Annotated in this window: 23 protein-coding genes and 1 other RNA gene; 13 read left to right on the top strand and 11 right to left on the bottom strand. The window is 57.7% G+C overall.

All coding sequences use genetic code 11. The features are described from left to right. Positions 1-8 precede the first annotated feature (8 nt). The gene (locus AC6I8P_RS13760; RefSeq protein ID WP_010616865.1) at positions 9-254 is read left to right on the top strand and encodes a GlsB/YeaQ/YmgE family stress response membrane protein; all 246 of its coding nucleotides are present in this window, start codon (positions 9-11) and stop codon (positions 252-254) included. An 8-nt stretch (positions 255-262) separates the two neighbouring features. Beyond that, positions 263-418, top strand: coding sequence for a pleiotropic regulatory protein RsmS (rsmS, locus tag AC6I8P_RS13765; protein ID WP_021507212.1), 156 nt, complete (start codon positions 263-265; stop codon positions 416-418). Here the strand turns inward: rsmS and acrR are convergent. Then, positions 415-1,053, bottom strand: coding sequence for a multidrug efflux transporter transcriptional repressor AcrR (gene acrR, locus AC6I8P_RS13770; protein ID WP_031279658.1), 639 nt, complete (start codon positions 1,051-1,053; stop codon positions 415-417). The genes rsmS and acrR overlap by 4 nt on opposite strands. 142 nt (positions 1,054-1,195) lie before the next feature. On the opposite strand from acrR, the gene AC6I8P_RS13775 reads away from it, so the two are divergent. The 4 genes from AC6I8P_RS13775 (at position 1,196) to ykgO (ending at position 6,133) form a co-directional block, all read left to right on the top strand. Continuing rightward, positions 1,196-2,386: an efflux RND transporter periplasmic adaptor subunit gene (locus AC6I8P_RS13775; RefSeq protein ID WP_058757947.1), complete on the top strand. Its 1,191-nt coding sequence runs from the start codon at positions 1,196-1,198 to the stop codon at positions 2,384-2,386. Positions 2,387-2,403: 17 nt separating this feature from the next. Next, entirely contained in the window at positions 2,404-5,559 is a 3,156-nt protein-coding gene (locus tag AC6I8P_RS13780; RefSeq protein WP_498030673.1) for an efflux RND transporter permease subunit, read from the top strand. A gap of 160 nt (positions 5,560-5,719) precedes the next feature. Then, positions 5,720-5,977, top strand: coding sequence for a type B 50S ribosomal protein L31 (locus tag AC6I8P_RS13785; protein WP_021507208.1), 258 nt, complete (start codon positions 5,720-5,722; stop codon positions 5,975-5,977). A 15-nt stretch (positions 5,978-5,992) separates the two neighbouring features. After that, positions 5,993-6,133 carry a type B 50S ribosomal protein L36 gene (ykgO, locus tag AC6I8P_RS13790; RefSeq protein WP_010616859.1) on the top strand — a complete coding sequence of 47 codons (141 nt, stop codon included), beginning with the start codon at positions 5,993-5,995 and terminating at the stop codon, positions 6,131-6,133. A gap of 44 nt (positions 6,134-6,177) precedes the next feature. Here the strand turns inward: ykgO and AC6I8P_RS13795 are convergent, their stop codons facing one another. The 3 genes from AC6I8P_RS13795 to AC6I8P_RS13805 are packed head-to-tail and all read right to left on the bottom strand — an operon-like array spanning position 6,178 to position 8,570. Next, positions 6,178-7,056: a metal ABC transporter substrate-binding protein gene (locus AC6I8P_RS13795; protein WP_058769397.1), complete on the bottom strand. Its 879-nt coding sequence runs from the start codon at positions 7,054-7,056 to the stop codon at positions 6,178-6,180. Positions 7,057-7,077: 21 nt separating this feature from the next. Then, positions 7,078-7,917 (bottom strand): metal ABC transporter permease, encoded by an 840-nt coding sequence (locus tag AC6I8P_RS13800; RefSeq protein WP_021507206.1) that lies wholly within the window; start codon positions 7,915-7,917, stop codon positions 7,078-7,080. Then, the gene (locus tag AC6I8P_RS13805; RefSeq protein WP_059012360.1) at positions 7,914-8,570 is read right to left on the bottom strand and encodes a metal ABC transporter ATP-binding protein; all 657 of its coding nucleotides are present in this window, start codon (positions 8,568-8,570) and stop codon (positions 7,914-7,916) included. The genes AC6I8P_RS13800 and AC6I8P_RS13805 overlap by 4 nt, the downstream gene beginning before the upstream one ends. A 327-nt stretch (positions 8,571-8,897) precedes the next feature. On the opposite strand from AC6I8P_RS13805, the gene AC6I8P_RS13810 reads away from it, so the two are divergent. The 3 genes from AC6I8P_RS13810 to AC6I8P_RS13820 all read left to right on the top strand — a co-directional run bounded on the left by AC6I8P_RS13810 (position 8,898) and on the right by AC6I8P_RS13820 (position 10,017). Further along, complete coding sequence (locus AC6I8P_RS13810; RefSeq protein WP_031279656.1) at positions 8,898-9,251, top strand: hypothetical protein; 354 nt, start codon at positions 8,898-8,900, stop codon at positions 9,249-9,251. Between the two features lie 145 nt (positions 9,252-9,396). Further along, positions 9,397-9,774 carry an Hha toxicity modulator TomB gene (gene tomB, locus AC6I8P_RS13815; protein WP_481657785.1) on the top strand — a complete coding sequence of 126 codons (378 nt, stop codon included), beginning with the start codon at positions 9,397-9,399 and terminating at the stop codon, positions 9,772-9,774. A 24-nt stretch (positions 9,775-9,798) separates the two neighbouring features. Beyond that, the gene (locus AC6I8P_RS13820) at positions 9,799-10,017 is read left to right on the top strand and encodes an HHA domain-containing protein (RefSeq protein ID WP_021507203.1); all 219 of its coding nucleotides are present in this window, start codon (positions 9,799-9,801) and stop codon (positions 10,015-10,017) included. 128 nt (positions 10,018-10,145) lie between these two features. On the opposite strand, the gene ffs is transcribed toward AC6I8P_RS13820, so the two are convergent. Then, positions 10,146-10,242, bottom strand: an RNA gene (gene ffs / locus AC6I8P_RS13825) — signal recognition particle sRNA small type. Positions 10,243-10,418: 176 nt separating this feature from the next. On the opposite strand from ffs, the gene AC6I8P_RS13830 reads away from it, so the two are divergent. Continuing rightward, on the top strand, positions 10,419-10,730 hold the full coding sequence (locus tag AC6I8P_RS13830) for an MGMT family protein (RefSeq protein WP_021507202.1): 312 nt from the start codon (positions 10,419-10,421) through the stop codon (positions 10,728-10,730). A gap of 167 nt (positions 10,731-10,897) precedes the next feature. On the opposite strand, the gene AC6I8P_RS13835 is transcribed toward AC6I8P_RS13830, so the two are convergent. After that, positions 10,898-11,455, bottom strand: coding sequence for a YbaY family lipoprotein (locus AC6I8P_RS13835; RefSeq protein WP_021507201.1), 558 nt, complete (start codon positions 11,453-11,455; stop codon positions 10,898-10,900). 15 nt (positions 11,456-11,470) lie between these two features. Here AC6I8P_RS13835 and AC6I8P_RS13840 point away from each other — a divergent pair, with 15 nt between their 5' ends. Both AC6I8P_RS13840 and tesB read left to right on the top strand, forming a co-directional pair. After that, positions 11,471-11,662, top strand: coding sequence for a hypothetical protein (locus tag AC6I8P_RS13840; RefSeq protein WP_125309056.1), 192 nt, complete (start codon positions 11,471-11,473; stop codon positions 11,660-11,662). After that, positions 11,659-12,522, top strand: coding sequence for an acyl-CoA thioesterase II (gene tesB, locus AC6I8P_RS13845; protein WP_088516247.1), 864 nt, complete (start codon positions 11,659-11,661; stop codon positions 12,520-12,522). The genes AC6I8P_RS13840 and tesB overlap by 4 nt, the downstream gene beginning before the upstream one ends. 72 nt (positions 12,523-12,594) lie before the next feature. On the opposite strand, the gene amtB is transcribed toward tesB, so the two are convergent. From amtB to AC6I8P_RS13870, 5 genes are all read right to left on the bottom strand, one after another. Then, a complete protein-coding gene (amtB, locus tag AC6I8P_RS13850; RefSeq protein ID WP_058757951.1) occupies positions 12,595-13,884 on the bottom strand; it encodes an ammonium transporter AmtB in 1,290 nt (429 codons plus the stop codon). A 33-nt stretch (positions 13,885-13,917) separates the two neighbouring features. Continuing rightward, complete coding sequence (gene glnK, locus AC6I8P_RS13855) at positions 13,918-14,256, bottom strand: P-II family nitrogen regulator (RefSeq protein WP_007886947.1); 339 nt, start codon at positions 14,254-14,256, stop codon at positions 13,918-13,920. A 259-nt stretch (positions 14,257-14,515) separates the two neighbouring features. Beyond that, the gene (locus AC6I8P_RS13860; RefSeq protein WP_238561125.1) at positions 14,516-16,291 is read right to left on the bottom strand and encodes a SmdB family multidrug efflux ABC transporter permease/ATP-binding protein; all 1,776 of its coding nucleotides are present in this window, start codon (positions 16,289-16,291) and stop codon (positions 14,516-14,518) included. Then, a complete protein-coding gene (locus AC6I8P_RS13865) occupies positions 16,284-18,053 on the bottom strand; it encodes a SmdA family multidrug ABC transporter permease/ATP-binding protein (protein ID WP_159377432.1) in 1,770 nt (589 codons plus the stop codon). The genes AC6I8P_RS13860 and AC6I8P_RS13865 overlap by 8 nt, the downstream gene beginning before the upstream one ends. 24 nt (positions 18,054-18,077) lie before the next feature. Next, a complete protein-coding gene (locus AC6I8P_RS13870) occupies positions 18,078-18,539 on the bottom strand; it encodes an Lrp/AsnC family transcriptional regulator (RefSeq protein WP_021507196.1) in 462 nt (153 codons plus the stop codon). A 115-nt stretch (positions 18,540-18,654) separates the two neighbouring features. Between AC6I8P_RS13870 and AC6I8P_RS13875 the strand changes: the two genes are divergently transcribed. Next, positions 18,655-19,689, top strand: coding sequence for a PLP-dependent cysteine synthase family protein (locus tag AC6I8P_RS13875; RefSeq protein ID WP_021507195.1), 1,035 nt, complete (start codon positions 18,655-18,657; stop codon positions 19,687-19,689). Positions 19,690-19,709 lie beyond the last annotated feature (20 nt).

Below are 19,709 nucleotides of genomic sequence, written 5' to 3' on the forward strand. Positions count from 1 at the left end.
GGAGAAGCATGACCCTTATCATCTGGATTATTATTGGCCTGGCTGCCGGCTGGCTGAAGCGGAGGGTGTTTCCCGGCCGTCCCGGCGGACTGGTGCCGACGCTGGTGCTGGCGGTGATCGGCGCGCTGATTGGCGGCTACATCGCCACGTATTTCACCACGGGCGACCTCGGTACGCTGCATCCGACGGGCTTTGCCGTGGCGCTGGCCGGTGCCCTGCTGATGCTGCTGGTCGCCGCTAAACTACGTATTTAGGAGACACTATGACGCTGGATACCGCGCCGGACGACATCAAGCTGGCGGTCGATTTAATTCAGCTGCTGGAGGAAAACCAGGTGCCCACGGCCACGGTGCTGGCTGCGCTGGCGATTGTCCAGCGCGATTATGAGCAGAAGCTGGCGGCCGAGCGCACCGCTTAGCGCGTGCCGGCGAGCGTCGGGCTCAGGCGCAGCATATCTATAAAGGCCTCGACCACCTGCGGCGCTTCACTCACCAGATCAAAACTTTGCGGATTGAATAACCAGCTCTCCATCATGCCGCTGATGTAGCCGCGCATCAGCAGCGCCGCCTGGCGGGTGTTGAGGCTGGCCGGAAGCTGCCCGGCCTCGATACAGCTGCGCAGCACCTCTTCGATGCGGTCATAACACGCCTGCAGCAGCCCCTGCTGCATCGCCATTAACGTCGACATTTCGCCAACGAACTCACATTTATGGAAGATAATCTCCATTAATGCGCGTCTTTGTGGATCCTTTGCTGTGGCTTCAAGGATATAGATCAGCATCGAACGCATTACAGAAAGTGGATCGCCAGGGTATTTTGTCTGATACTCAAGTTCCACATCGTCGAGCCCGGCGTCGCAGCGCAGCCAGATCTCCTGTAACAGATCGGCTTTATTTTTAAAATGCCAGTAGATAGCGCCGCGCGTGACGCCAGCGGCCGCGGCGATATCCGCCAGTGAAGTGGCGGCCACACCGTGTTCAGAAAAGTGAGCTAAAGCGGCATCCAGAATTTGATGTCGCGTTTCAAGTGCTTGCGCTTTGGTTTTTCGTGCCATAGAGGACTGTTTTTACAAACTGGCAAGTTTACATACATTTGTGAATGTATGTACCATAGCACGACCCGTGTTTTAACGCAGCAATGGGTTTAACGGTTTGTGATCCATTGATCATTTGATATCGGACACTAGAGGTTTATTTATGAATAAAAACAGAGGATTAGCGCCTCTGGCGGCCGCCGTGATGCTTACAGGCAGCTTTTTGTTAACAGGATGTGATGATAATAAATCCCAGCAAGCCGCCCAGCAGCAGCCCCCGGAAGTGGGTGTTGTCACGTTAAAAAACGAGCCCCTGAAAATTACCACCGAACTGCCAGGCCGTACTTCGGCGTTCCGCGTGGCTGAAGTGCGTCCGCAGGTGTCAGGTATCATTCTCAAGCGTAATTTTGTTGAAGGCAGTGATGTTAAAGCCGGCGATTCGCTGTACCAGATCGATCCCGCCACCTATCAGGCCGCCTACGACAGCGCAAAAGGCGATTTAGCCCAGGCTCAGGCCAACGCGCGCGTTGCCCAGCTGACGGTGAATCGTTACAAGCCACTGCTGGGTACCAAATATATCAGCCAGCAGGACTACGATAACGCCGCGGCCACCGCCGCGCAGACCGCCGCAGCCGTACAGGCGGCGCAGGCCAATGTGGAAACCGCCCGCATTAACCTGGCGTACACCAAAGTGACCTCGCCAATCAGCGGCCGCATTGGTAAATCCTCGGTGACGGAAGGTGCGCTGGTGTCGAACGGCCAGACCACCGCGCTGGCGACCGTGCAGCAACTCGACCCGATGTACGTCGACGTGACCCAATCCAGCGATGATTTCCTGCGCCTGCGCGGCGAGCTGGAGTCGGGTCAGCTGAAGCAGAACGACGGCAAAGCTAACGTTACCCTGCTGATGCAGAACGGTAGCGCATACAGCCAGCCGGGCACACTGGAATTCTCTGATGTTACCGTGGATGAAACCACTGGCTCGATTACCCTGCGCGCGATTTTCCCGAATCCGGATCATCGTTTGCTGCCGGGGATGTTCGTGCGTGCACGTCTGGATGAGGGCACTAACCCGACGGCGCTGCTGGTACCGCAGACCGGCGTAACCCGCACGCCAACCGGTGAAGCCACCGCGATGGTAGTGGGCGCGGATAATAAAGTCGAAGTGCGTAAGATTACCGCTAACCAGGCGTTTGGCGACAAATGGCTGGTGACCGATGGCCTGAAAGAGGGCGATCGCGTGATTACCGTCGGTATTCAGCGTGCTAAACCGGGTGCTCAGGTGACGCCGCAGGAAGTCAAAGATGATGCCAAAGCCGCACCGGAATCTCAGTCTGCTAAATCATCGTCATAAACAGGAGCCGTTGATACATGGCTAAGTTCTTTATCGATCGCCCCATTTTTGCCTGGGTGCTTGCCATCATTATTATGCTGGCGGGTGCGCTATCGATTATCAAACTGCCGATCGAGCAATATCCCAACGTTGCGCCGCCGGCAGTTGAAATCCAGGCATCTTATCCGGGTGCAGATGCGAAAACGCTACAGGATTCGGTAACGCAGGTTATCGAACAGAATATGAACGGCATCGACGGGCTGATGTATATGTCCTCGAGCAGTGACTCTTCTGGTACGCTGACGCTGACGCTGACGCTGACCTTCCAGTCTGGTACTGACGCCGACATTGCTCAGGTGCAGGTGCAGAACAAACTGCAGCTGGCGATGCCACTGCTGCCGCAGGAAGTACAGCAGCAGGGGATTCAGGTGAAAAAATCCTCCAGCAGCTTCCTGATGGTCGCCGGTTTCGTCAGCGAAGATGGCAGCATGACGCAGAACGACATCTCAGACTACGTAGCGTCGAACATCAAAGATCCGATCAGCCGTACGCCTGGCGTCGGTGATACTCAGGTGTTTGGTGCGCAGTATGCGATGCGTATCTGGCTCGATCCGCACAAGCTTAACAACTACCAGCTGACGCCGGTGGATGTGATCAGCGCGCTGCAAACCCAGAACACCCAGGTGGCTGCCGGTCAGCTGGGCGGTACCCCACCGGTGCCAGGTCAGCAGCTTAACGCCTCGATCATTGCCCAGACGCGTCTGACCTCGACCGAAGAGTTCGGCAACATCATGCTAAAGGTCAATCAGGACGGCTCACAGGTGCGCCTGCGCGATGTCGCGAAGATTGAACTCGGCGGTGAAAACTACGAGATCATTGCCCGCTATAACGGCAAACCAGCCTCCGGTATCGGTGTCAAACTGGCGACCGGCGCCAACGCGCTGGATACCGCCGACGCGGTGAAAGCGGAACTGGCTAAGCTGGAACCGTTCTTCCCGGCCGGCATGAAAACCGTTTACCCGTACGACACCACGCCATTCGTTAAGATCTCCATTTTCGAAGTGGTGAAAACGCTGTTCGAAGCCATCGTGCTGGTGTTCCTGGTAATGTATCTGTTCCTGCAGAACTTCCGCGCGACGCTGATTCCTACCATCGCCGTGCCGGTGGTGCTGTTGGGCACCTTTGCCATCATCAGTGCCTTTGGCTACTCGATAAACACCCTGACGATGTTCGGCATGGTGCTGGCCATCGGCCTGCTGGTGGATGACGCCATCGTGGTGGTGGAAAACGTTGAGCGCGTCATGGCGGAAGAGGGATTACCGCCGAAAGAAGCCACCAAACGCTCGATGGAACAGATCCAGGGCGCGCTGGTTGGCATCGCGCTGGTGCTGTCAGCGGTATTTATCCCGATGGCGTTCTTCGGCGGCTCAACCGGGGTGATTTATCGTCAGTTCTCGATCACCATCGTTTCGGCGATGGCGCTGTCGGTGCTGGTGGCGTTGATTCTGACGCCAGCGCTGTGTGCCACCATGCTGAAGCCCATCAAAAAAGGTGAACACGGCAAAACCACCGGTTTCTTCGGCTGGTTTAACCGCCTGTTTGATAAGAGCACCAACCATTACGTCGACAGCGTCGGTCACATTGTGCGCAGCACCGGTCGCTATCTGCTGATTTATCTGCTGATTGTGGTCGGCATGGCTTACCTGTTCCTGAAACTGCCTACCTCGTTCCTGCCGGAAGAGGATCAGGGGCTGTTACTGGCGCAGGCGCAGCTGCCTGCCGGTGCGACTCAGGAACGGACGCAGAAAGTGCTGGATCAGGTTACGGATTACTTCCTGACCAAAGAGAAAGACAGCGTGAATTCGGTGTTTACCGTTAACGGCTTTGGCTTCGCCGGTCGTGGACAGAACACCGGTATCGCCTTCGTCAGCCTGAAGCCATGGGATGAGCGTGGTGATGCCAGCCTGAAAGTGCCGGCGATTGCCGGACGTGCAATGCAGGCGCTGGGTCAGATTAAAGATGCCATGGTGTTCCCGTTCAACCTGCCGGCCATTATCGAACTGGGTAACGCCACCGGTTTCGACTTCCAGCTGATCGATCAGGGTAACCTCGGCCATGAGAAGCTGACCGCCGCGCGTAACCAGCTGTTTGGCATGATCGCCCAGCATCCGGATACGCTGGTGGGCGTGCGTCCAAACGGGCTGGAAGATACGCCGCAGTACAAACTGATTATCGATCAGGAAAAAGCGCAGGCGCTTGGTGTGTCGCTGTCCGACATCAACACCACGCTGGGTGCGGCCTGGGGCGGTTCTTACGTCAACGACTTCATCGACCGTGGTCGCGTGAAGAAAGTGTACGTGATGGGTCAGGCCGACTCGCGCATGCTGCCGGATGACATCAGCAAATGGTACGTGCGCAACAGCGCCGGGACCATGGTGCCATTCTCTGCCTTCTCTTCGGCGAAGTGGCAGTATGGTTCACCACGTCTGGAACGTTATAACGGTCTGCCATCAATGGAGATCCTGGGTCAGGCGGCACCGGGCAAGAGCTCGGGTGATGCCATGAACCTGATGGAGAGCCTCGCCTCGAAGCTGCCTGCGGGTATCGGCTACGACTGGACCGGCATGTCCTATCAGGAACGCCTGTCCGGCAACCAGGCGCCTGCACTGTACGCCATTTCGCTGATTGTGGTGTTCCTGTGTCTGGCCGCGCTGTATGAGAGCTGGTCGATTCCGTTCGCGGTCATGCTGGTGGTGCCGCTGGGTGTGATTGGCGCCCTGCTCTTCACCACGCTGCGCGGTCTGAGTAACGACGTGTACTTTGTGGTGGGTCTGTTGACCACCATTGGTCTCTCGGCGAAGAACGCCATCCTGATCGTCGAATTCGCCAAGGATTTGATGGAGAAGGAAGGCAAAGGGCTGGTCGAGTCGACGCTGGAAGCCTCACGTATGCGTCTGCGTCCGATTCTGATGACGTCGCTGGCGTTCATCCTCGGCGTACTGCCGCTGGCGATCAGCAGCGGTGCCGGCTCCGGCGCACAGAACGCCGTCGGTACCGGCGTGATGGGCGGGATGGTGACGGCCACCGCGCTGGCGATCTTCTTCGTGCCGGTGTTCTTCGTGGTGGTGCGCCGCCGTTTCAGTAAGAACAAGTCTGAGCTGGAACAGGGCCATCCGGTGGATCACCCTCACTGATAGTTTCTCTCTGCTAAAAGGCCGCGCAAGCGGCCTTTTTTATTGCGCACTCCCCCTGCCCGCACGTTCCATGACAAACCCGCACCGGACGCGTGGTTGCAATCCTGCGGCGTGAGGTTCATAATATTGTTATATTATAACATTACACGAGAGCACTATTATGAAACCAAACATTCATCCGCACTACCGTCCTGTGGTGTTCCATGACACCACCGTCGACGAATACTTCAAAGTCGGCTCGACGATTCAGACCGATCGTACCATCCAGTTTGAGGGCGAAGAGCTGCCGTACGTCACGCTCGATGTGTCGTCGAAGTCGCACGTTTACTACACCGGTAAACAGAAAGAGTTTGCCAAAGAGGGCAGCGCCGCGCGCTTCAACAAGCGTTTTGGCAGCTTCCTGACGCGCAGCAAATAACCGGAGTTCAGCCACATGCAAGTTGTCAGTTCATTGCGGTCTGCCAAGACCCGTCACAAAGATTGCAAAGTCGTGCGGCGTAAAGGTCGTATTTATGTGATTTGCAAAACCAACCCGCGCTTTAAGGCGGTGCAGGGAAGAAAGAAAAAACGTTAGGAAAGTGTCGTGATAATTGGCCGGGATGCTCCCCGGCCTTTTTTTTACTTCATGCTGTGCAGCAGAGTTTCCACGTTGTGCTTAAACGCCGCCTCATAGGTGGGCGCCGGCCCGCTGGCCGCTGACAGCGCTTCCGGATAGAGCTCGCCACCGGGTTGCGCACCGGTTTCACTGGCGATCTGTTTCACCAGACGCGGATCGGTCTGGTTCTCCATAAAGTAGGTGGTGATATGCTCGGCCCGGAGCTGTTTGATGATAGCGGCGACATCGCTGGCGCTGGCTTCCGCTTCGGTTGAGAAGCCCACCGGCGCGAGGAACGTCACGCCGTAGCGCTGGCCGAAGTAGCCAAAGGCATCATGGCTGGTGAGTACCTTGCGTTTACTTTGCGCCACGCCGGCAAATTCACTTTTGGCCCAGCTATCCAGCTTCTGCAACTGCTGAATATAGCGTTCACCGCTGTGACGGATGTCGGCAGCATCATCCGGATCGGCTTTGATCAGCGCGTTCATCACGTTGGTGGCGTAGATCACGCCGTTGTGCATGCTGTTCCACGCGTGTGGATCGGTGATGGTTTTGCCATCCTCCTCCATTTTGCGCGTATTGACACCATTCGAGGCGACCACCACCGTGCCCTTGTAGCCGGACGCGCTAATCAGCCGGTCCATCCAGCCTTCCATGCCCAGCCCGCTGACGAACACCACATCGGCCTGCGCCAGCGCCTGGCTATCCTGCGGCGTGGGCTCAAAGGTGTGCGGATCGCCATCCGGCCCCACCAGCGATTTCACCTTAACGTGATCGCCACCGACCTGTTTAACGATGTCTGCCAGCACGGTAAAACTGGCTACGGCATCAACGGTTTTTGCCAGCGTCAGCGGGCTAATCAGCATCGCGCCAATCGCCAGACTCAACGGTAACTTCTTCATACCTATCCCCTTGTCATCTTATTATCGACGGCGCAGCAGGCCGCCACATGGTCCTGTCAACACTGACAGCAAAAACAGTACGGCCGCACTCAGTACCACCGCCGGTCCGGCAGGCAGGGCATAGTGCCAGGAGAGCAACAGGCCGATAAAGGCGGCGATCAGCGCCAGCAGCATGGCAATCGCCAGCATGCGCGTAAGGTGACGGCTCCAGAAGCGCGCGCTGGTGGCGGGCAGCATCATCAGCCCAACGGACATCAGCGTGCCGAGCACCTGAAAACCCGCCACCAGATTCAGCACCACCAGCGTGAGGAAAATGCCGTGCACCAGCGGTGCGCTCCATTTCCCCTGCGCACGCAGAAAATCAGGATCAAAGGCATCAATGACCAGCGGCCGGAAGATCACGGCCAGCATCAGCAGGGTGAACGCGGCGATGCTGCCAACCAGCACAATCGCGCCGTTATCCACCGCCAACAGCGAGCCGAACAACACGTGCAGCAGATCGACACTGGAACCGCGCAGTGATACCAGCGTGACGCCGAGCGCCAGCGAACCCAGATAGAAGCCGGAAAAGCTGGCATCTTCCTTCAGGTGGGTATAACGGCTGACCGCACCGGACAGCAGCGCCACCGCCAGCCCGGCAATCAGGCCGCCAATGCCCATCGCTACCAGTGACAGGCCGGATACCAGATAGCCGATGGCGGCGCCCGGCAGTACCGCATGGGACAGCGCATCGCCCACCAGGCTCATACGGCGCAGCGAGAGAAAGACGCCGAGCGGCGTCGCACTGATCGCCAGCGCCATGCAGGCCACCAGCGCCCGGCGCATAAAACCAAACTCAATAAACGGCTGGAGTAACGTCATGACGCCACCCGACACAGCCGCGGTTGCTGCGCACTGTCACGCTCATCCAGCGACAGCACGTCACGAAAATGGCGCGCCACCAGCAGCTTGTCGTGCAGCACCACCAGCAGCGTGGTGCCCGCCCGCTGCTGCTGTTCGAGAATCGACATCAGTAAGGTTATCGTCGGCGTATCAATGCCGTTGAAGGGTTCGTCCAGCAGCCAGAGCTGACTGCGCTGGAGCATCAGGCGCGCAAACAGCACGCGCTGCAACTGCCCGCCGGAGAGCATCGCGGGCTGCGCAGTGGCGAAGTCGCGCATCTGCACCGCCTCCAGCGCGGCATCAATCTCCCGGCGCAGCGCACGCGTGATGCCACCGAACCAGCCGCAGCGCGGCCAGCAGCCCATTGCCACCAGCTCATAGACGGTGAGCGGGAAGCGGGTGTCCAGCTCGCTGCGCTGCGGCAACCAGCCCAGCGCTTTTCGCGGCAGCTGCAGTTCACAGCGTCCCGCCACCGGCGGCAGCAGTCCGGCGATAGTTTTGAGCAAGGTTGATTTGCCCGTTCCGTTGGCCCCGACCAGTGCCGTCATACTGCCGGCCGCCAGTTCGCCATTCACCACCGGCGTCACCGCCCTGCCCTGATAGCCGCCCTGCAGACGATGAAAACGCATCATTGGTGCAGGCCCCAGACGACGGCTAGAGCCAGCAGGCTACTCAGCAGTAGCGCTACCAGCAGGCGCCCGCCGAGCGAGAGAAGTAATCCACTGTGATTCATGATAGGCAGACAAAATGTTATAACATAACAATATACTACCTGATTGCATCATCGCGACGCGCGGACGAAAGTGTTTCAAAAATTGATCAGCGGCGAAATGCCTAGGCGATTTGTGCCATCAAGCCAGCGCCCATCGCAGCAATCGCCCTTTCTGTTTACCAATAGCTTGCAATGTCAGAGCTGAAAGCCAATGATAGAACACTCCTTGCTTTTTACGGGATGCAGAATGCAGTCTATTATTCATAGTGATATTGACGTGAATGAGGATGATTGCGGCAAGTTACGCCAGATTATCCAGGGGAATATTCTCAAAATAGCCCAGGACCTTGCCGGCGATTTACAGTGGTATTCTCAAAACGCGCAATTAGTTCCGGACAGTTTTACCATTATTTCCATTCAGCCCGTCGGCCACAAACGATTTAAAATGCTTTACGATTTCACGTGGGATTTATTTAATCCCTGCCTTGATTTAAATGAAACCTTTACCCAACGTGAAGAAGTTATGTTCCAGACAACGCCCGGTGCGCTGGTGTTTGAGGTGATAGACAATACCCGCCCGTCACCGTGCGACGAATTGTAATATTTAGTAATTGGGTGAGCAAAACTAATGATTGTGGATTATATTTAAAAGGTCGCTGAATTCTTTTTATTCGTGATCGCTCCCTGGTAGCTTTTCCAAATCTCGCCGCGTCGCGGTAACTGTGCTCGCTATGGAGGGGAAAAAGATGGACGAATACTCACCGAAACGGCATGATATTGCCCAGCTTAAATTTCTGTGTGAGAACCTGTTTGACGAAAGTATGGCGACGCTAACCGACAGCCATCACGGCTGGGTTAATGATCCCACTTCGCCAGGCAATTTACAGCTCAACGATTTGATTGAGCATATCGCCTCTTTCACGATGAATTACAAAATTAAGCATGTTGAAGATGAAGCGCTGATTACGCAAATCGATGAATATCTTGATGATACCTTTATGCTGTTTAGCAGCTATGGAATCAATACCCAGGATCTTCAACGGTGGCAACGTTCAGCAAAACGCTTATTTAATCTGTTTGCTGAAGAGTGCGCTTATCTCCTGCAACCCAGCCATTCCTTTTAGCATCAGAGTGAGACCGGTTTATTTATGAGCAACCCAGCCTTAACAAAAACAGACTATTTGATGCGACTGCGTCGTTGTCGCTCAATTGACACCCTTGAACGGGTGATTGAAAAGAACAAGTATGAATTACCCGATGATGAGTTAGCGGTATTCTACTCCGCAGCCGATCACCGTCTGGCCGAGCTGACCATGAACAAGCTCTATGACAAAGTGCCCGGATCTGTCTGGAAGTACGTCCGCTAAGTTTTCTCCCCGCAGGTCGTTTCGTTACTCACCTTTATTTCCACGGATGACAGGCAGGCAAAGGAGTGCCGATACGGTGCTGTGCCGCATTGCGCGCAGGGATTTTACATGGGCAGAAATGGTGGAGGCCCTGCCAGCTACATCCCGGCACACGCGTCGCCTGCTGCGGCTGCTTCCTTCCGGACCTGACCGAGTTCACAAGTTAGCGTTGCGGGAGAACCAACAGGGCCCCCATTGACGAGCTCTCATGTTGAGAGCGCTGGCATTATCGGGGAAGCCCCTGGCAATTGCAAGCGCAGGCCGGGCAACCGTTGGTTTCTTGAACAGGCCGGCGGCAAAACCCTGCAGATAGCCGCAACCGCATGCTAAAGTGGCGCTTTTCCCGCAGACGAGGTGCGTCAGTGAGTGAACAGAGCAATTTTTCCGAGCGCGTCTGGCAAATTGTTGCCGCTATTCCTGCCGGTAAAGTGACGACCTACGGCGATGTCGCGCTGCTGGCCGGTTCACCGCGCGCCGCACGTCAGGTGGGCGGCGTGCTGCGGCGCCTGCCGCCAGGCAGTAAACTGCCGTGGTTCCGCGTGATTAATCGTCATGGTCGTATTTCGCTGCAGGGTGATGATCTTTTTCGTCAGCGCGATGCGCTGGAAGCCGAAGGTATTGAAGTGAGTGATGCGGGAGAAATTGAACTGGCGAAGTATCGCTGGGAGTATTAATGCTGACAGGCCGCACTCCCTTTAAGGCGCGGGAATGGCACTGCAGAAAGTAAAGCGTCACACGCCAGGGATGGCGTGTGCCGAGCGATCAGGGACGAGACAGCGCCTTTACTTTCTGCAGTGCCATTCTGGCGCAGCTTCCGTAACGCGCTGTCTCCCGTTTCAACTTACAGACTGGTTGGTGCCGGCACGGAGGCTGACGGCGTAACCTGAGTTGGCGACGTCGAAGGCACGGTGGTAGCAGCGCCCGGCTGGGTTGGCATCGCCATATTGGTCACCGGTACCAGCAGCAGTTCCGCTTTCGTTCCACCCTGATTAATCACCGGTTTCACCGTATCGGTGATAAACGCCAGCTTGCCGTCGATGGTGATCGCTGCGCTCAGCAAAATGCGCGCGTTCGGCTGGATATCAGCCGGGTTAAAGGGCAGCACAAACTGGAACGGTGCCTGTTTGCCCTCGGTGCGAACCACACGCTGTGACAGCACTTTGGACGGCGCGTCCGCCAGTGACGCATCGGCCAGCGTCACGGTCAGCACCGCATCCGGTGGCAGCGCAATACGCTGGCGAATATAGACGGAACCGCTTACGTTCGGCTGGGCAATCGCCGACGGCTGCCCGGCCACGCTGGCGCCTAAAGTTGGCGTCGGCACGGGTTTACTGTGATCGGCACAGCCTGTGATTGCCACCGCCAGTGTCATACCGCTAATTACATGCCAGAGTTTCATCGATGTCGTCTCCTTATGAACACTATGATTGTCGGCGGTAAATTTATTGGCTGGGTTTTCCACCGCCGATTGCTGTTAATTCTGGCACAAAAATCCGCTTTGCGCCTGAAGCCCCGCCATCCTGCTGAAAACCGGGTAAAAGCGTTGCGCAAACTGGTCGGATCTTTCACACTGACGCCATTGGCATCACTGAGGAATCCGTTATGAGCCAGGCACTGCACAACCTGCTTAATTTATTGAATCTGGAAAAACTCGAAGAGGGCCTGTTTCGCGGCCAGAGTGAAGATCTCGGCCTGCGCCAGGTGTTTGGCGGCCAGGTGGTGGGTCAGGCGCTGTATGCGGCAAAACAAACCGTGCCGGAAGCCCGTATCATCCACTCCTTCCACAGCTACTTTCTGCGCCCGGGCGACAGCCAGAAAGCCATTATTTACGATGTGGAAACCCTGCGCGACGGCAAAAGCTTCAGCGCCCGCCGCGTCAGCGCCGTACAAAACGGTCAGCCGATCTTCTACATGACCGCCTCCTTTCAGGCACCGGAAGATGGCTTCGAACATCAGAACAGCATGCCGCAGGTGCCGGGACCCGATAACCTGCCCTCCGAGCAGGATCTCGCCCACCGACTGGCTGCGCACCTGCCGCTCAAGCTGAAAGAAAAATTCCTCGCCGAGCGCCCGCTGGATATCCGTCCGGTGCAGATCCACAATCCGCTGAAAGGCCACGTTGATGAGCCGCTGCGCCAGGTCTGGGTGCGTGCCAATGGCCAGCTGCCGGACGATCGCCGCATTCATCAATATCTGCTGGGCTACGCTTCCGATCTCAACTTTCTGCCAGTCGCGCTGCAGCCGCATGGCAAAGGCTTCCTTGAGCCGGATATGCAGGTGGCGACGATTGACCACTCCATGTGGTTCCACCGTCCATTCGATCTCTCGGAGTGGCTCCTGTACAGCGTGGTAAGCACTTCAGCGTCCGGCGCGCGCGGCTTCGTGCGCGGTGAGTTCTTCAGCCAGGACGGCACGCTGGTGGCGACGACGGTGCAGGAAGGGGTGATGCGTCAGCGCGAAGCATAAAAAAAGGGGCGATTATCTCGCCCCTTCCTCATCATTATAGTTATAGCGCACTGCTCTTCTGCCAGCCGGCACTTACTGGTTGTAAGCGTTCTCGCCGTGGCTGTTCACATCCAGACCTTCACGTTCCTGTTCTTCCGGTACGCGCAGGCCAACAATCATATCTGCCAGCTTGAAGCCGATGAAGGCGACCACGCCAGACCAGACGATGGTCAGGCCACAGCTGAACAGCTGAACCCAAACCTGATGGCCCATGGTCACGCCTTCTGCATAGCCCACGCCGCCCAGTGACGAGGAGGCAAACACGCCGGTCAGGACACAACCGAGGATGCCGCACACGCCGTGCACACCGAACACGTCGCACGGGTCATCCACGCGCAGCCATTTCTTCAGCGTGGTCACACCCCAGATACCTGCCAGACCACCGGCCAGACCGATAATCAGTGCGCCGCCGACGCCGACATAACCACAGGCTGGCGTGATGGCAACCAGACCGGCGATGAAGCCAGAAGACGCACCCAGCAGTGAAGGCTTACCGCGCAGCGCCCACTCACCGAACACCCACGACAGCACGGCACCCGCAGTGGCCACCACGGTATTCAGGAAGGCCAGCGCCGCGATTTCGTTAGCGGAAGACGCAGAGCCGGCGTTGAAACCGAACCAGCCAACGTACAGAATCGCGGTACCGGTAAACACCATCGGCAGGTTATGCGGCTTGAACGCTTCTTTACCGAAGCCAGCACGCTTGCCTACCAGGTAAGCACCAACCAGACCGGCAACGGCGGCGTTGATGTGCACCACGGTACCGCCAGCGAAGTCCAGCGCGCCATCCTGTGCCAGGAAGCCGCCAGCCCACACCATATGTGCGATAGGCAGATAGGCCAGCGTCAGCCACACCAGTACGAAAATCAGTACCGCCGAGAAGCGAATACGCTCAGCCAGCGAACCAACAATCAGCCCCACGGTAATACAGGCAAAGGAAGCCTGGAACGCCACGTGAATGTACTGATAGAAGCTACCCATCACCGCTTTCAGCTCGATATTTTTCAGCATTGCCCACTGGAAGTTACCGAAGAAGGCGTTGCCTTCGCTGAACGCCAGCGAGTAGCCGTAGACGATCCACAGTACGCATACTAACGCGAACGTCACCGCGACCTGAGTCAGCATCGACAGCACGTTTTTGCCGCGAATCAGGCCGCCGTAAAACAGGGCAATGCCGGGAATTGTCATGAACAGTACCAGCGCGGTACAAATCATCATAAACGCGTTATCGGCTTTATCCGCTACGGCAGGCGCAGCTGCCATCGCAAGAGACGGTAACAGCGCCAGGCTGGTGAGGCCCAACTTAGTCATTACTTTATTCATTTCTTTCCATCCCATCACAATTCAGAGCCCCAGTTACAGTGCTGCTTCGTCGGTCTCGCCGGTACGAATACGAATCACGCGCTGCAGTTCCGCGACGAAAATTTTGCCGTCGCCAATTTTGCCGGTGTACGCGGCTTTGCTGATCACATCCACCACTTCATCCAGCTGATCGTCCGCAATCGCAATATCGATTTTTACTTTTGGCAGGAAGTTAACGCTGTACTCGGCACCGCGGTACAGTTCTGCATGGCCTTTCTGACGACCGAAGCCTTTCACTTCGGTCACGGTCAGGCCCTGAATGCCAATGGAGGATAAGGCTTCACGCACGTCCTCCAGCTTAAATGGTTTGATTACCACGGTAACCAGCTTCATACGTTCCCCTCCGGATATAAAAATAGGTGAGTCTTCGCGGACACGCAGAGAGTTAAGCAAAGGCTGTGCCACAAATGGCAAAAGTGGGCGCTAAGGCTGCCGGGCGCAGAGTATCGCGCTCCGGTATGGCGTAACGGGCAAGGTTTTCATTCGGAAAAACAGAAAGGTGGGACTTTACTGCACTCCTTTGGTGCTTGCGGCCTCAAAGGAGTGCATCAATACAGAACATTCCGATAAATCTGCGCAAAAAAGGTGCAAATCACCCCTCTGCCGTTGCGGGTATGCCCGCCGCGAGTTCATCGCCGGCCTGCTGCAGCTGGTACATCTGCCAGTAACGGCCCTGCTGCGCCAGCAGTTCGGTGTGCGTACCACGTTCGACCACCTGACCACGGTGCAGCACCAGAATCTGATCCGCTTCGGTAATGGTGGAAAGACGGTGAGCAATCACCACCAGCGTGCTGTGCTGGCGCAGCGTGCGCAGCGCCTGCTGAATCGCCTGCTCGGTGCCTGAGTCGATATTGGCAGTGGCCTCATCGAGGATCAGAATCTGCGGCAGCGACACCAGCACGCGCGCCAGCGCCAGCAGCTGCTTCTGCCCGACCGACAGCGTGTTCCCCTGCTCACCGAGCCGGGTATGAATGCCGTCGCGCATCGCGCGGGCCAGCGGTGCCAGCTGCACCCTTTCCAGCGCACGCCACACGTCCTCTTCGCTGATATCGCGTCCCAAACGCACGTTGGCCAATAGCGTATCGGCCAGTACCACCGGATCCTGTTGCACCATCGCCACGCTGCCGCGCAGCGCATCGTGCGTCAGCTGGCGCAGCGGGCGGCCATCCAGTTCTATGCTGCCGCGCGTCACCGGATAGTAGCCCATCAGCAGATTGGCTAAGGTGCTTTTGCCGCTGCCGGTATGGCCTACCAGTGCCACGAAGCCGCGCGCCGGCACCTCGAGATCGATATGGCTGAGCACGTCGCGGTTGTCGCGGTAGGCAAAGCTGACATCGCGCAGGGTGATACGCCCGGAAGTCAGCGGCTGAGCGTCACTGCCGTAGCCCTGCTGCGCCGCATCCATCAGTTCAAAAATACGCTCGCCCGATACCACCGCCTGCTGCAGCATTGACTGCTGCGTGGTGAGCTCGATCAGTGGCTCGTTAAGGCGGCCAAGATAAGTGATAAAGGCGTAAAGCACGCCAACCTCAAACACACCCGGCGTGGCAAAGCTGAACAGCATCAGCAGACCGCACAAAATCAGTGCAGAAAACAGGCTGAGCAGCGGACGCAGCAGAAAGCCGTCCAGCCGCAGCGTCTCCATCCGCGCCAGATAGTGCGAGCGGCTGGCTTCGCCCATGCGCTCGCCAAAGCGCGCCTGCTGGCGAAACTGCTGGATTACACTCATGCCGTTAATCACTTCGTTGAAGCCATTATTGATTTCGGCCAGATAGCTACGTACGCGGCGCGCAATCGGCGTGCTGTAGCGCTGATAGATCAGCATCACCGCTAACACCAGCGGGAAAATCACCAGCGCCACCAGCGCCATACGCCAGTCGAGTGCAAACATCGCCACCAGCATCGCGCCAATCAGCGCAGCGCTGCGCAGCACAGTGGCCACCACCGTGACGTAAAGATCTTTGATCACTTCGGTGTCGTTGGTGACGCGCGAGATAATCTGCCCCACCGGCTGGGTGTCGAAGGCACTGAGCGGCTGACGCAGCGCCGCATTCATCACGTCGACGCGCAGTTGCTGCACGACACCAATCGCCGCGCGGTTAAACAGCAGCGCCTGGAAATAGTGCAAACCCGCTGCCAGCAGCTGCAGCAGCACAAAGCCCACCAGCAGCCCGGCCACGATGCCCCACGGCATCTGGTGTTTTGCCACCAGGTTATCGATAAAATAGCTGACCAGCACCGGACCGGTGACTTCGGCAGCGGCAGCGATCCACAGCATGCCGACGGCCAGCCACAGCGATTTGCGCCACGGTTTGCCGTAGGCCAGCAGGCGTTTCAGCGTTGGCCATAAGCGTTGCGATTTAGCCATGGTCGGCTCCCTGTTCTGACTCGTCCTCATCCAGCGCGGCTTCCAGCTGCTGATAGCGATACATATCGCGATACCAGCCCGGCTGCGCCGCCAGCGTATCGTGATCGCCACGCTGTGCCACTGCGCCCTGCTGCAATACCAGAATCTCGCTGGCTTCGGTCAGCGCCGACAGCCGATGCGCGCTGATGATCAGCGTGCGCCCTTTGCCCCACTGGCGCAGGTTATGCAGGATTTCATGTTCGGTACGGCCATCAACCGCCGACAGCGCATCGTCGAGGATCAGAATCTCCGCGTTGAGCAACAGCGCACGCGCAATGGCGATGCGCTGTTTCTGCCCGCCAGAGAGCATGACACCGCGCTCACCCACTTCGGTAGCGTAACCCTGCGGCAGACGCAGAATGTCATCGTGCACGCAGGCCATCTGCGCCACGCGCTCGATCTCTTCCTGCGTTGCCTCCGGGCGGCCCAGCGCCAGGTTATTCGCAACGGTATCGGAAAACAGGAACGGCGTCTGACTGACCACCGCCAGCCGGCTGCGCCAGCTGTCCAGCCGCAGCTGCGGCAGCGGAATGGCGTGATAGCAAATCTCGCCCTGATCGATATCAAAATGGCGCTGAATCAGGCTCAGCAGCGTGCTTTTGCCGCAGCCGGTAGGCCCGCACAGCCCAAGCATCTGCCCGGGTTGTAGCTGGAAATGCACGTCGCTCAGCACCGGCGCGCTGCTCGCCGGATAGTGGAAGGCGCGGATCGCCACCTGCAGCACGCCCGCTTCCACCGGCAGTGGCTGCTGACCATCCTCAACCGCAGGCGCTTCCGCCAGCAGCGCACCAATACGGCTCCAGGCCGCGCTGCCGCGCTCGACGATGTTAATCATCCACGCCAGCGCCAGCATCGGCCAAATCATCAGCCCTAAGTACATGACGAAGCTGGTGAGCTGCCCGAGCGTCAGTGAACCGTGCCACACCATCCAGCCGCCACCGCCAATCGCCAGCAAATTCGAAAAGCCCACGGCGATATAAATGATGGGATCGAAGCGCGCATCAACGCGCGCCACGTGCAGATTTTTGCGGCCGGTGTCGCTGGCGATATCGGCAAACTGGCTCGACTGATGATCTTCCAGGCCAAAGGCTTTGATCATGCGGATGCTGGTCAGGCTCTCCTGCGTTTGGTCGTTCAGGCTGGAGAACGCTGCCTGCGCCACTTTGAAGCGCTGATGCAGACGTGCACCATCTTTCTGGATCGCCAGTGCCATCAGCGGCATCGGAATCAGGGCCAGCAGCGTCAGCTCCCAGCTGATCTGCACGCTCATTACCGCCAGTACCACCAGCCCCATCACCAGCGAATCCACCAGCGTCAGCACGCCTTCACCGGCGGCAAACACCACACGGTCGACATCGTTGGTGGCGCGGGCAATCAGATCGCCGGTGCGGTGGCGCAGGTAAAACGCCGGATGCTGGCGACTAAGCTGGCGGTAAAAATCTTCGCGCAGCTCCACCGCCAGCTGGTAAGAGGCGCCGAACAACAGCACGCGCCAGACGTAGCGCAGCAAATAGACAATCACTGCGGTCACCAGCATCACGCCGATCCACAGAAAAATTTCGCCGCGCGTCAGGCTGTGCTGGGTCACGCCGTCGACAATCACGCCGACCAGATGCGGAGGCAGCAGCTGCAGCAGCGCAATGATAATCAGCAAGCTGATGGCGCCCAGATAGCGCCGCCACTCGCGCAAAAAATACCAACTTAACTGGCTGAATAATCGCACAAAACAATCTCTTGTGATGCCCGTTCAGGGCGCTACCGGCAAGGCGGTGGTGTATTTAATCTCTTCCATAGCGAAGCTGGAGGTGACGTCAATCAGTCCCGGCACGCCGTTAACCAGACGCTTGTAAAACGCGTCGTAGCTCTTCATATCGGCCACCTGAATGCGCAGCAGGTAGTCGTACTCGCCCGCCATGCGGTAGAAGGCCATCACTTCCGGCATCTGCTGTACCACCGCGACAAACTGCTGAAACCAGTCGCTGCTGTGCTGCTGGGTTTTGATCAGCATAAAGGCGGTGAGCGACAGGCCGAGCTTTTCACCATCCAGCAACGCGACGCGCGCCCGAATAATGCCATCATCTTCCAGCTTTTTCAGGCGTTTCCAGCACGGCGTGGTGGTGAGATTCACCGCATCGGCCAGCGCCTGCAGCGACAGCGTGCAGTCTTTTTGCAGCAGCGCCAGCAGTGTGCGGTCAGTTTTATCTAGCATTCGCCACCTCAGGAGAAAAATTTTCTCTTATTTGCCAATTATAACCAAATTTTAGCAACCTCTTTTTCCTGCCAGTGCCTTACACTGAGCGCAATCTCGCTGCCGGAATCGCACCATGCAAACGCCCTGGGTTCGCCACGCTATCAATGAAATTAACGCCGACTTTCAGCGCTCCGCTGATACGCACCTGATCCGTTTTACGCTGGACGATTTCCCCGGCATTCGCTTTTATCTTAAGGATGAAAGCACCCATCCAAGCGGCAGCCTGAAACATCGCCTGGCGCGTTCGCTGTTTCTCTATGGTCTGGCCAATGGCTGGATTGGCGAAAACACGCCGATCATCGAAGCCTCCTCCGGCAGCACCGCGGTGTCGGAAGCCTATTTTGCCCGTCTGCTCGGCCTGCCGTTTATCGCCGTAATGCCAGCCAGTACCGCGCGGCGCAAAATCGAGCTGATCCGCTTTTACGGCGGGGAGTGCCACTTCGTCGCCGATCCGTGCCAGCTGTATAGCGAATCCGAGCGTCTGGCGCGTGAACTCAACGGCCATTTTATGGATCAGTTTACCTACGCCGAACGCGCCACCGACTGGCGCGGCAACAATAATATTGCCGAAAGCATTTTCCGCCAGATGGCGCATGAACCCTTCCCGGTGCCGCACACCCTGATCATGAGCGCCGGCACCGGCGGCACCTCGGCTACGCTGGGGCGCTACATCCGCTATCAGGGCCACGACACGCGCCTGCTGGTGGTCGATCCGCAGCACTCGGTGTTTTTCGATTACTGGCACAGCCGCGATCGCACGCTGCGCAGCGAGCGTGGCAGCCTGATTGAGGGGATTGGTCGCCCGCGCGTTGAGCCGTCGTTTTTACCGGATGTGATTGACGAAATGATGAAAGTGCCCGACGGCGCCACCGTGGCGGCCATGTTAAGGCTGGAGCAGATTCTCGGCCGGCGTCCGGGCGCCTCTACCGGCACCAATTTCTGGGGCATGCTGCAGGTGGCAAAACGGCTGCGTGCGCAGGGGCAGTCCGCCGCGCTGGTCACGCTGCTGTGTGACAGCGGCGAGCGCTATCCGGATACCTATTACAATCCGCAGTGGGTCGCTGAGCAGATCGGCGATATTCAGGCGTGGCAGCGCGAGCTGCAATAAAAAACCGGACATCCTGTCCG

Source organism: gamma proteobacterium symbiont of Lampromicra miyakona (genome assembly GCF_059730895.1).